This window comes from Sphaerisporangium sp. NPDC088356 (assembly GCF_040685555.1).
In the GTDB taxonomy this organism is placed as follows: domain Bacteria; phylum Actinomycetota; class Actinomycetes; order Streptosporangiales; family Streptosporangiaceae; genus Sphaerisporangium.
On record NZ_JBFBIK010000039.1, the window covers coordinates 47,819 to 60,129 of the forward strand.

The 12,311-nt window shown below is 73.1% G+C and carries 9 protein-coding genes; all 9 read left to right on the forward strand.

Annotated features, from left to right (window positions below; all coding sequences use genetic code 11):
* Window positions 1–3 precede the first annotated feature (3 nt).
* The 9 genes from AB0O34_RS17015 (at window position 4) to pafA (ending at window position 12,244) form a co-directional block, all read left to right on the forward strand.
* Window positions 4–1,617, forward strand: a complete 1,614-nt coding sequence (locus AB0O34_RS17015) for an ABC transporter substrate-binding protein (RefSeq protein ID WP_363916348.1) — start codon at window positions 4–6, stop codon at window positions 1,615–1,617.
* A gap of 3 nt (window positions 1,618–1,620) precedes the next feature.
* Complete coding sequence (locus AB0O34_RS17020; RefSeq protein WP_363916349.1) at window positions 1,621–2,637, forward strand: ABC transporter permease; 1,017 nt, start codon at window positions 1,621–1,623, stop codon at window positions 2,635–2,637.
* A 73-nt stretch (window positions 2,638–2,710) separates the two neighbouring features.
* Complete coding sequence (locus AB0O34_RS17025; RefSeq protein ID WP_363916350.1) at window positions 2,711–3,583, forward strand: ABC transporter permease; 873 nt, start codon at window positions 2,711–2,713, stop codon at window positions 3,581–3,583.
* 91 nt (window positions 3,584–3,674) lie between these two features.
* On the forward strand, window positions 3,675–4,445 hold the full coding sequence (locus tag AB0O34_RS17030) for an ABC transporter ATP-binding protein (protein WP_363916351.1): 771 nt from the start codon (window positions 3,675–3,677) through the stop codon (window positions 4,443–4,445).
* Window positions 4,442–5,377, forward strand: a complete 936-nt coding sequence (locus tag AB0O34_RS17035) for an ABC transporter ATP-binding protein (protein WP_363916352.1) — start codon at window positions 4,442–4,444, stop codon at window positions 5,375–5,377. The genes AB0O34_RS17030 and AB0O34_RS17035 overlap by 4 nt, the downstream gene beginning before the upstream one ends.
* Window positions 5,361–6,731: a helix-turn-helix domain-containing protein gene (locus AB0O34_RS17040; RefSeq protein ID WP_363916353.1), complete on the forward strand. Its 1,371-nt coding sequence runs from the start codon at window positions 5,361–5,363 to the stop codon at window positions 6,729–6,731. Before AB0O34_RS17035 ends, AB0O34_RS17040 begins: the two co-directional genes overlap by 17 nt.
* Window positions 6,732–6,855: 124 nt before the next feature.
* Complete coding sequence (locus AB0O34_RS17045) at window positions 6,856–9,018, forward strand: hydantoinase/oxoprolinase family protein (protein ID WP_363916354.1); 2,163 nt, start codon at window positions 6,856–6,858, stop codon at window positions 9,016–9,018.
* Window positions 9,015–10,727 (forward strand): hydantoinase B/oxoprolinase family protein, encoded by a 1,713-nt coding sequence (locus tag AB0O34_RS17050; RefSeq protein ID WP_363916355.1) that lies wholly within the window; start codon window positions 9,015–9,017, stop codon window positions 10,725–10,727. The genes AB0O34_RS17045 and AB0O34_RS17050 overlap by 4 nt, the downstream gene beginning before the upstream one ends.
* Before the next feature lie 158 nt (window positions 10,728–10,885).
* On the forward strand, window positions 10,886–12,244 hold the full coding sequence (gene pafA / locus AB0O34_RS17055) for a Pup--protein ligase (RefSeq protein ID WP_262844541.1): 1,359 nt from the start codon (window positions 10,886–10,888) through the stop codon (window positions 12,242–12,244).
* Window positions 12,245–12,311: the final 67 nt, after the last annotated feature.

Genomic DNA, 12,311 nt, shown 5'->3' on the forward strand with positions numbered 1-12,311 from the left:
ATGATGCGCTGGCACAAGGGCCTGGCCGCCCTCACGGCCGCGGGCTCGGTGGCACTCACCGCCGCGGCCTGCGGAGGCGGGCAGGTACGGGGTACGCAGAGCACCCCGCAGGCGGGCTCGGCGGGCGGAGCGGCGAACGCGACCTTCGTCTACGTCCCCAACCTGGACGTGGTGACCGACTGGGACCCCGCGACCTCGTACTCCAACGAGATCATCGCGATGGAGAACATCTACGAGTCGCTGACCCGCTACGACCCCCAGGCGAAGAAGGCCGAACCGAGGCTCGCCACCTCGTGGACCTCCTCCGGCGACGGCAAGACCTGGACCTTCACCCTGCGGCCCGGTGCGACCTTCCACACCGGCAAGCCCGTCGACGCCGCAGCCGTGAAGGCGTCGGTCGAGCGCACCAAGAAGGAGGCGGGCGGCCCCGCCTACATCTGGGACTCCGTCCAGTCCGTCAAGGCCGTGAACCCCACGACGGTCGAGTTCAAGCTGAAGTACGCCACCCCGCTCGACCTGGTCGCCTCCTCCGACTACGGGGCCTACGTCTACGACACCACCGCCGCCGCCGACCTGAAGAAGTGGTTCGGCGAGGGACACGACGCCGGATCGGGGCCCTACACGGTCGACACCTGGCAGAAGGGCCGGGAGACCGAGCTGACCCTCAAGGCCTTCGACGGCTACTGGGGCGGCTGGTCGGGCTCGCGCTACAAGCGGGTGGAGTTCCGCGTCACACCCGAGCTGACCACCGCCTGGCAGCTCCTGCAGCGCGGCGAGGTCAACTTCGTCCAGCGGCTGAACCCGCAGCTGTTCGCACAGGCCGGCGGCCAGGGCGCGCAGACCTCGCAGACGCCCTCGTTCCAGAACCTGCTCGCGCTGTTCAACACCGAGAGCGGCCCGCTGAAGGACGTGCGGCTTCGCAAGGCGGTGCAGAAGGCCATCGACTACGACGGCCTGGTCGCCGCGCTCAAGGGCTCGGGGGTCAAGGCGAGCGGCCTGGTGCCCGAGGGACTGCTCGGGCACACGCCGGGGCGCGATCCCGTACAGGACCTCGCGGGGGCCGAGTCGCTGCTGAAGGAGGCCGGGTACGGCCCGGGCGGCAAGCGGCTGACGCTCACGATGACCTACGCCCAGGGCGACGGCGACCAGCAGTTGCTCGCCACCCTGCTCGGCTCGGCCCTCGACAAGCTGAACGTCAAGCTGGAGGCCAAGCCGCTGCAGTGGAACACCCAGTGGGACCAGGGCAAGTCGCCCGACGCGTCCAAGCGCCAGGACATCTTCGTCATGTACTGGTACCCGGACTACGCCGACGCCTACTCCTGGTTCGTCAACGTGTTCCGCGGCTCGGACAAGCCCTCGTTCAACCTGTCGTACCTCAAGGACGCCGAGGTGGACAGCGAGATCGACAGCCTGCCCTCGCTGACCGCCACCGACACGGGCGCCGCGGAGAAGGCCTACGCCGACCTGCAGAACAGGATCATCGACGAGCGGGCCGCCGTCGCCGTGCTGTTCACGCAGAACTACCAGCGCGCGTACGCCAAGGGGGTACAGGGGTACACCGACAACCCGGCCTACCCGAACGTCGTCTTCGTCCACGACCTGACGGCCGGCGCGTAGCGGGTGATCCGCTACCTCGCCCACCGCCTCGGCCAGGCCGCGCTCGTCGTGGCCGGGGTGATCGCGCTCACCTTCGTCGTCACCCGGCTGGTGCCCGGTGACCCGGCGGTGGCCTACGCCGGGCCCAAGGCGAGCGCCGCCGAGCTCGCCGCGGCCCGCGCGCGGTTCGGCCTGGACGACGCGCCCCCGGTCCAGCTGCTGAACTACGTCCGCGACCTGTTCTCCGGCGACTGGGGCACCAGCCTGCACACCCGGCAGCCGGTCGCCCATGACCTGGCCACGGCCTTCCCCGCCTCGCTCGAGCTCGTGGGCACCGCCCTGATCATGGCGGTCGTGGTGGGCATCCCGCTCGGCGGGCTGGCCGCGCGGTACCGGGGCAGGGGGCCGGACCTGACGGTGCGGGTGTCCTCGGTGCTTGCGGTGTCGGTGCCGGTCTTCTGGCTGGCCCTCGCGGTGCAGACCGTCTTCGCCAGCAACCTCGCGTGGTTCCCCGTCGCCGGGGAGTACGACAACGCGCTCGACACCACCAGCCCGCTCCACGTGTACACCAACATCACGGTCGTGGACGCCGCCATCACCGGCAACTGGCCGATCCTGGCCAGCACGCTCGGCCACCTGGTGCTTCCGGCTCTGGTGGTGGCCGCCTACCCCGCCGGGCTGATCGCCCAGATGACCCGCGCCGCGCTCATCGAGGAGGCGGGCCAGGACCACACCCGCCTGGCACGCGCCCTCGGCTTCGGCGAGACGTCCGTGCTGACCCGCTTCGCGCTGCGGCCCGCGCTCAACCCGGTGCTGTCCCTGATCGCGCTGGTGTTCGCCTACGCCGTCGTCAACGGCTTCCTGGTAGAGGCGGTGTTCAACTGGCCGGGCCTCGGACGGTACGCCGCCGACTCGATCAGGTCGCTGGACACCCCCGCGATCGCGGGCGTCACCCTGCTCGTGGCCCTGCTCTACGTGCTGGCCAACCTCGTGGTCGACCTCCTCCACGGCGTCATCGACCCGAGAGCGAGAACCCGATGACCGCGCCACCCCCGCGCGCGACGACCATCACCGCGCCGCTCCGGGGTCCGGCCGGCCCGAGAGGGAGGACCCGATGACCGCGGTCGTGCTTCGCCGTACCCCTCTCCGCAGGCTGGGGGACCTCGCCAGGGCCGACGTCCTCGCGGCGGCCGGGCTGGTGATCCTGGTCCTGATCGTGCTCGCCGCGCTGCTGGCGCCCTGGCTCGCGCCCTTTCCCGACGACGGCGGAGCGGCGACGCATCCCGCCGAGGCGCTGCTCCCACCGGGCGCCGGCCACTGGTTCGGCACCGACCAGGTCGGGCGAGACGTGCTGAGCCGGGTGCTCTACGGCGCCAGGACCTCGCTGTTCATCGCGGCAGCCGTGCTCGTCGTCTCCGCCGTCGCCGGGGTCGCGCTCGGCGTCGTCGCCGGGTACGCGGGCGGCTGGGCGCGCGACGTGATCATGCGGGTCACCGACGTGTTCCTCGCCTTCCCCGCGCTGCTGCTGTCGCTGGCCCTGGCGGTGGTGCTCCAGCCCTCGGTGACCACCGTGATCGTGGCCATCGCGGTCACCTGGTGGCCCTGGTACGCGCGGCTCACCTCCTCGGTCGCCGCCTCGGTGGCCAACCGCGGCTTCGTGGACTCCGCCCGCTGCCTCGGCGTGCCCGCCCCGGTGATCGTGTTCCGGCACGTGCTGCCCAACTCGCTCACCCCCGTGCTGGTGCAGCTCTCCCTGGACGGGGGCGGGGTGATCCTCACCGCCGCCGCCCTGTCCTACCTCGGGCTCGGCGCCCACGAGCCCACCGCCGAGTGGGGGCTGATGGTCGAGCAGGGGCAGACCCTGTTCACCACCGACTGGTGGGTGGTCACCTTCCCCGGCCTGGCGATCCTGGTGACCGCGTTCGCCTTCAACGTGCTCGGCGAGGGCCTGCGCGCCGCACTCGACCCCCACAGGCGGCCCCGGTGACCGCTTCCGTCCCGATCTTCCCCCGGCCCGGCGGGTGGCCACGATGAGCGCCCCCGGTCCCCCTTCTCCCGAACCCCCGCAGGTGGCCCCTATGACGCTCATCAGGGTGCGCGACCTGGTCGTGCGCATCGGCGACCGGGTGATCTCCAGCGTCCCCGCCCTGGACGTCGCGCCCGGCCAGTGCGTCGCGATCGTCGGCGAGAGCGGTTCCGGCAAGACGACCGCACTGATGGCCACCCTCGGCCTGCTGGACGGCGCGGAGGTCACCGGCGAGATCGACGTGTGCGGCACCGGCGTGATCGGCGCCCCCGAGAGGCGGCTGCGGGAGATCCGGGGGGCGCGGGCGGCCCTGGTCATGCAGTCCCCCCGCGCCGCGCTCACCCCGACGATGCGCCTCGGCACCCTCATGCGCCGCGCCCTCGCCCGGCACGGGGTCAAGGGAGAGCAGGCCGCGCGGCGGGCGCAGGACGCCGTCGCCGCCGTCCTGCTGGACCGGGTGATCCTGCGCCGCTACCCGCACGAGGTCTCCGGCGGGCAGGCCCAGCGGTTCGCCATCGCGCTGGCCATCGCCCTCGGGGCCGACGTCATCGTGGCCGACGAGCCGACCAGCGCGCTGGACGTCACCGTCCAGGCCGAGGTGGTCGGGGTGCTGCGCCGCCTGCGCGACGAGCGCGGCCTCGCCGTGCTGCTGGTCTCGCACGACCTGGCCCTGGTGTCGACCATCGCCGACCACGTCCTTGTCATGCGCGAGGGCGCGGTGGTCGAGAGCGGTCCCGCCGCCGAGGTGTTCGCCCGCCCCCGCGCCCCCTACACCCGCGAGCTGATCGCCGCGGTCCCCGAGCTGCCGGAGGTGGGGCGATGAGCCTGCTGAGCGCCGAAGAGGTCACGCTCGCCTACGGGCGGACGCGCGTGGTGCACGAGGTCAGCCTGGCCGTCGAGGAGGGCGGTGTCGGGCTGGTCGGCGAGAGCGGCTCGGGCAAGACCACCCTGGCCCGTGCGCTGCTCGGCCTGCTCCCGCCGCGCTCGGGCAGGATCCTGTACGGCTCGCGCGAACTGGCCGCGATGAGGCGTGGCGAGCTGGCGGAGTTCCGCGGCGCGGTGCAGCCGGTGTTCCAGGACGGCAGCGAGGCGCTCAACCCCCGGATGCGCGTCGGCTCCTCGATCGCCGAGGCGCTGACCACCCACCACCGGCTCGATCGGGACGCCCGCCGTCTGAGGGTGGCCGCGCTGCTCGAAGACGTCGGGCTGGAACCCGGCCTGGCCGCGCGCAGGCCGCACGAGATCTCCGGAGGGCAGCGGCAGCGCGCCGCCATCGCCCGCGCCCTCGCGGTGGAGCCCCGGCTCCTGGTGCTCGACGAGCCGACCAGCGCGCTGGACGTGACCGTGCAGGCCCGCGTCCTCGACCTGCTGCGGGCCCTGCGCACCGGCCGGGGCCTCACCTACCTGCTGATCACCCACAACCTGGCGGTGGTCGACCGGCTCTGCCGCACCTCGCACGTGCTGTTCGCCGGCCGCGTGGTGGAGTCTGGGCCGACGAGGGACCTGCTCACGCGCCCCGCCCACCCGTACACGCTCGCCCTGCGCGACGCCGTGCCCCGCATCGGCGGCCCGCCACCGAAGGCGACCGGGCGTACCGAGGCCGCGCCGGCCGAGGAGGGGTGCGCCTTCCGGCTGCGCTGCCCGCTGGCCGTGGACAGATGTGTGACCGAGGCCCCGGCGGCGCGAGCGCTCGACGGGCGCCGCGTGGCGTGCCACCGGGCGGAGGAGGTCCTCACGCTTGCTCCACGTCAATGATCTGCTGCGGGCCCCGGCCGGGCGGCGGCTGACGCTGGTCGCCGGGCCCTGGGACGCGCGCGGGGTCGAGAGCGTCGTGCTCGTCGACGAGCCCGGCGAGCTGGAGCGCGCCCCGGCGGGCGCCGTCGCGGTGCTGTCGCGCAACGCCACGCAGGCCGGTTCGGGGGTGGCCGCGATGCTGGGGACCGCCGGTGACCGGGGCCTGGCAGCGCTGGTGCTGCCCGGCCACTCCGGCACCTCTCCCGCAATCGTGGAACTGGCCCGCAAGGTGCGCGTGGCCGTGCTGGCGGGCTCCTTCGACCAGTCGCTGTCCGACACGGTCTTCGGCCTGAGAGAGGTCGTGCGGTCCGACCCGGGGCTCCTGCTGAGCCGTACCCGGGAGGCGGTGGAGCGGCTCGGCGCGGTCGACGGCGCGGGGGAGGACGTCATCCTGCGGGCCGCCTCCGAGGCGGTCGGCGTGGCCTACGGGGTGGGGGGAGTGGCCGATTCGGCGGCCACCTCGGCCGTGATCCGCGTGGACGGCCGGGCCGACGGCTACATCCGCTGGGCGGACGACGACCCGGCCGCGGCGATCGTGGCAGGAGTGGTCGCCGCCATGCTCGGCCGGGTGCGCGCCGCCGCCCGGGCCGCCGAGGCCGCGCGCGCCGTGGCGCTGCTCGCGCTGGTGCGCGCCCCCGCCAAGGAACTGCCCGCCGCGCTACGGCGGGCCAGGCACGCCGGCGTGCCGGTGGACGGCTGGCACGTCGCGGTGTTCGTCCGCGCCGAGTCCGGCGTGCCCCCGGCGCCCTGGGCGGACGAGGACCTGGGCGGCACGCTGCTCTCGACCCCCTGGCAGGACGGCCTGCTGCTCGTACGCACCTCGGAGGAGCGTCCGGCGCGGGCGGAGGACCTCCTCGACGCGGCGCGGGCCGCCAAGTCGCCGCCCGCCGACGTCGTGGCCGGGATCGGCACCTGCCAGCAGGGCGCCGAAGGACTCCGGCGTACGGCCGCGCAGGCCAGGACGGCCGCCGCGCACGCGCGCCCCGGCGAAACCGCGGCCTTCGACCGGCTCGGCGTCCACGCGGTCCTCGCCGAGCTGGCCGGCAGCGACAGCGCGCTCATGGCCGCCCGGGACATGCTCGCCCCCCTCGACCGGCTGGGCGCGCTCGCGCCGCACGCCGTGCCCACGCTCAAGGCCTATCTCGACACGTGGGGCTCACGCACCAAGGCGGCAGCCCTGCTCAACCTGCACCCGAACGCCGTCGCCCACCGCGTGCGCCGCATCGCCGAGGTCCTCGACCTCGACCTGTCGGACACCGAGACGCGCTTCGCACTCCAGCTCGCCTGCCACGTCGTCACCGAGGCCGGCACATGACCGGGACGTCGCCGAGGCCGCGCGTGCCGGGGTGTGCCGGGGTGTGCCGGGGAGACAACAACCCAAGGGGGATCGTTGTGAGGACACATCGACACCGGCCTGACACGGCCCTACCTTCCGTGACATGTCCACAGTCATAGGGATCGACGTCGGCGGTACCTTCACCGACCTGGTCTCGTACGACGCCGAGACCGGCGAGATCACGGTGGCCAAGCAGCCGACGACGCCGGAGGCCCCGGAGATCGGGGTGCTCGCCGCCCTCGACGCCGCGGCCGGCGCCGGCCTGCTCGAGCGCTGCTCCTACCTCGTCCACGGCACCACCGTCGGGCTCAACGCGCTGCTGGAGCGGCGCGGGGCGACGGTCGGCCTGATCACCACCGAGGGGTTCAGGGACGTCCTCGAGATCCGGCGGGGCGACCGGGACGATCCGTACGACCTGTTCTGGACCCCGCCGCCTCCGCTCGTGCCGCGCAGGCTTCGCAGGCAGGCGCGCGAGCGCGTCGCGTACGACGGCACGACGGTGCGGGACCTGGAGCCCGCGGACGTCCTCAGCGCCGCCGAGGCCTTCCGCGCCGAGGGAGTGGACGCCGTCGCCATCGTGCTGATCAACGCCTACGCCAACCCGCGGCACGAGCTGCGGGCGCGCGACCTGCTGCGCGAGGCCGGGTTCACCGGCGAGGTGTCGATGTCCCACGAGGTGTCGGGGGAGTACCGCGAGTACGAGCGCACCACCACCACCGTGGTCGACGCGTTCGTCCGGCGCCGGATGGGCCCCTACCTGCACAACCTCGACCGCGAGCTGCACCGCAGGGGGTTCTCCGGCCGACTGCTGGTCACGCGCTCGGGCGGCGGGGCGTTCACCCTGGCCGAGGCCGCCGCGCGGCCGTTCGAGACCATCCTGTCCGGGCCGGTCGCGGGGGCGGCCGCCACCGCCCGCGTCGCCCGGGTGCTCGGCATCCGCTCCGCCGTCGTCGCCGACGTGGGCGGCACCAGCTTCGACACCGCCCTGATCGAGGACGCTCGGCTCCCGCTGCTCTTCCAGGGCGAGGTGCAGGGCCTTCCGCTGCAGAGCCCCTGGGCGGACGTGCGGTCGGTCGGCGCGGGCGGCGGATCGGTCGCCTACGTCGACGCCGGAGGGCTCCTGCGCGTGGGGCCGCGCAGCGCGGGCGCGGTGCCGGGACCGGCCTGCTACCAGCGCGGGGGCACCGAGCCGACCGTCACCGACGCCGCGCTCCACCTCGGCATGATCATCCCCGGGCCGATGTCCGGAGGCGTCGTGCTGTCGTCGGAGCGGGCGTCCGAGGCGCTGAAGCCGCTCGCCGGTCCCTCGGGGCTGCCGGGCACCGACGCCGTGGCCGAAGGAGTCGTCAGGATCGCCGCCGCGCACATGGCGCAGGCGGTGCGCGGGGTCAGCGTCGAGCGCGGCGCCGACCCCCGGAGCTCGGCGATCGTCGCCTTCGGCGGAGCCGGGCCGCTGTTCGGATGCCTGCTCGCCGACGAGCTCGGCGTGGACCAGGTCGTCGTGCCGCCCAACGCCGGAAACTTCTCGGCGGTGGGGCTCATGCAGGCCGACATCGTCCGCAGCGCCGCCAGGACTCTCGTGCGCACCCTCGACGACGCCACCCTGGAGGAGATCGCCGGGACGGCCTCCACGCTGTTCGCCCGGCTGGCCGAGCGGGACGCGGCCGGCGAGGCGGCGGGCGGCGTACGGGAAGACGCCGAGCACGCCGCGGCCGTGCACCCTGACGCGGAGGACGCCGCGGTCGTACGGGAAGACGCGGAGCAGGCCGTGGCGCTGCGGGAGCTGGACCTGGACCTGCGCTATCGGGGCCAGGAGCACACGCTGACCGTCCGGGCCGAGCCCGGCGACGACGCGGCGGCGATCCGGGAGCGGTTCGCCACCGCCTACCACCGTTCCTACGGTCACGAGCTGACCGACCCGCTGGAGGTCGTGACGGTCCGCTCGACCCTCCGCGTCCCGATGCGGGCCGAGCACGAGCTGGTCCCCGCGCCGCCCTCCGAGGAGGAGCCGGGCCGCGAGATCCGGCTGTGGTCGTTCCGGCGCCGCGCGTTCGCCGCCACCCGGGCTGTGCCGCGTGCGGCGCTGGGCGAGCCGGCCGAGGGTCCGCTCGTGGTCGTCGAGCCCACCGCGACCACCTACGTGGACGAGGGGTTCACCATCGAGGCCCACCCCAGCGGATGCCTCCTGATCAGCAGAGTGCGGACCCCGGCCGCCGGCCTCGCGGCGAACACGGGCGCCGCCCGGACGGAGGCGAGCAGCCGATGACCATCGTCAGGACCACCTTCGCCGAGCCCCACCCGGGGCTCGGAGACGGCGCCGACCCGATCACCACGGAGATCATCCGGCAGGGGCTCAACGCCGCCGCCGACCACATGAAGCGGTCGCTGGTCCGCACCGCGTTCTCGCCGATCATCTACGAGGCGCTGGACTTCGCGGTGGCCTTCTACGACGACGACCTCGGCATGCTGGCCCAGGCTCCGACGCTGCCCGCGTTCATGGGCACGCTCGGGTTCTGCGTGCGCGAGGCGGTGGAGGGCGTCGGCGGCCCGGGCGCGCTGGCCGCCGGCGACGTGATCCTCTACAACGACCCCTACGGCACCGGCTCGCACCCGCAGGACGCCGCCATGGTGGTCCCGATCTTCGTGGCAGGAGAGCTGGTCGCCTACTCGGCGATCAAGGCCCACTGGCTCGACATCGGCGGCAAGGACCCCTACTGCACCGACACCGTGGACGTGTACCAGGAGGGGACGATCTTCCCGGGCGTCAAGCTCTACGACGCCGGCCGCCTGGTCACCGACGTGTACCGCATGATCCTGGCCAACAGCCGGATGGCGGACATGGTGATCGGCGACATCAACGCCATGGTCGCCGGGGCCAGGGCGGGGGCTGAGGCGCTGTCCGCCATCGTCGAGCGCCACGGCGTCGAGACGTTCAGGACGTGCGTCGCCCGCATGTACGCCCACGGCGACGCGCTCGTGCGGAGCTGGTTCGAGAAGCTGCCCGACGGCGTCTACACCGCCTCCAGCGTGATCGACTCCGACGGGGTCAGCGGGGTCCCCGTGCCCTTCGGGGTGAAGGTGACCGTCGAGGGGTCCGGCATCGCCGTCGACCTCACCGACTGCCCCGACCAGGCGGCCGGCCCGATCAACTGCCCGCTGCCCTCCACCGTCGCGGCCTGCCGCCTCGCCATCGCCTTCCTCGCGGGGGCGGGCGAGCAGCCGAACGAGGGGCACTTCCTGGCCCTTGAGGTGGTCACCCGCGAGGGCTCGCTCTTCCACCCGGTGCGGCCCGCGCCCTGTTTCATGTACGGCATCCCCTCCGACCACGCGATCGAGCTGGTCATCCGCGCGCTGGCTCCCGCGGTGCCGGCGATCGTGCCGGCGGCGAGCGGCGGCGACATCAACGCGCTGGTGTGGTGGGGCAACCGGGAGGCCGGCGGCGCGCCGTGGGCCGACGGCGCCCCGCACCCGGTCGGGCAGGGCGCCTCGCCGTTCGCGGACGGGGCGAGCGCGCTGATGTACATCTCGGAGTCCGCCACCCGGTTCACCCCGGCGGAGGTGTGGGAGGCCCGCAACCCGTGGCGCATCGAGCGGCTGGCGCTGGCCGAGGACTCCGGCGGCCCCGGGAGGTACCGGGGCGGGCTCGGCCTCGACCTGTCCTTCCGCTGCCTGGAGGACCAGTACCTGACCTCCGCCCTGGCGCGGACGGCTCTGGCCCCCTGGGGCCTCGCGGGCGGCCTGCCGGGACGGCCCAACCGGCTCACGGTCGAGTATCCCGACGGCACCATCGAGGACTACGCGCTCAAGACCCGCATCCACCTGCCGAAGGGCACGCTGGTCCACCTGCGCACCGGCTCGGGCGGCGGGTACGGCGACCCGGCGGAGCGCGACCCCGCGGCCGTGGCCGAGGACGTGCGCGAGGGGTACGTCAGCGAGGAACAGGCCCGCCGCCACCACCCCCACGCCTTCGGATGACAGGACGCCAAATAGCGGGACGAATCGTCAAGTTTGCGAAGATTCCTACGCGCCCGGGGTAGGCCTGGCGTCACCGGAGGGCGATGGCACGGACTGCTCACCCGGAAACCCCGGGAAGATCCCTCCCCTACGGGCCCGCGGGGACATAGTGTGATGTGATGGATCGTCGCATCTTCGGCTTGGAGAACGAATACGGCGTCACCTGCACGTTCAGGGGTCAGCGCAGGCTGTCTCCCGACGAGGTGGCACGGTACCTTTTCCGCAGAGTCGTGTCCTGGGGCCGATCGAGCAACGTGTTCCTCCGCAACGGTGCCCGCCTGTATCTCGACGTGGGCAGCCACCCTGAGTACGCCACCCCCGAGTGTGACAACGTCGTGGAGCTCGTCACCCACGACAAGGCGGGGGAGCGCATCCTTGAAGGGCTGCTCGTCGACGCCGAGAAGCGGCTGCGCGAGGAAGGCATCGCTGGAGACATCTACCTTTTCAAGAACAACACCGACTCGGCGGGCAACTCCTACGGCTGCCACGAGAACTACCTCGTCGGCAGGCACGGCGAGTTCGGCAGGCTCGCCGACGTCCTGATCCCGTTCCTCGTGACCCGGCAGATCATCTGCGGGGCCGGCAAGGTGCTCCAGACCCCGCGCGGCGCGGTCTACTGCGTCTCCCAGCGTGCCGAGCACATCTGGGAAGGCGTGTCGAGCGCCACCACCCGTTCCCGCCCGATCATCAACACCCGCGACGAGCCCCACGCCGACGCCGAGCGCTTCCGCAGGCTCCACGTGATCGTCGGCGACTCCAACATGAGCGAGTCCACCATGCTGCTCAAGGTCGGCGCCACCGACCTGGTGCTGCGCATGGTGGAGGCCGGCACGGTCATGCGCGACCTCAGCCTAGAGAACCCGATAAGGGCGATCCGCGAGGTCTCCCACGACATGACCGGCCGCAGGCGCGTGCGCCTGGCGAACGGCAGGGAGGCCTCCTCCCTGGAGATCCAGCAGGAATACCTCTCCAAGGCCCGTGACTTCGTCGACCGCCGAGGCGGCGACGCGATCACGCGCAGGGTCCTGGAGCTCTGGGAGCGCACCCTGCGGGCCGTGGAGACCGGCGACCTGGACCTCGTCTCCCGCGAGATCGACTGGGTGACGAAGTACCAGCTCATCGAGCGCTACCGCAACAAGTACGACCTCCCGCTCTCCTCGCCCAGGGTCGCCCAGCTCGACCTGGCCTACCACGACGTGCACCGCAAGAGGGGCCTGTTCTACCTCCTGCAGAAGCGCGGCGCGGTGGAGCGGGTGGCATCCGATCTGAAGATCTTCGAGGCCAAGTCGGTGCCGCCGCAGACCACGCGGGCCCGGCTGCGCGGGGAGTTCATCCGCAAGGCGCAGGAGAAGCGCCGTGACTTCACCGTCGACTGGGTGCATCTCAAGCTGAACGACCAGGCCCAGCGCACGGTCCTGTGCAAGGACCCGTTCCGCAGCGTGGACGAGAGGGTCGACAAGCTGATCGCCGGCATGTGAGCGAAGTCCCCGGCAACCGGCCCGGGGGATGGGCACCGAGGCCCTCCGGACGGCTCCTCGCGGAGCC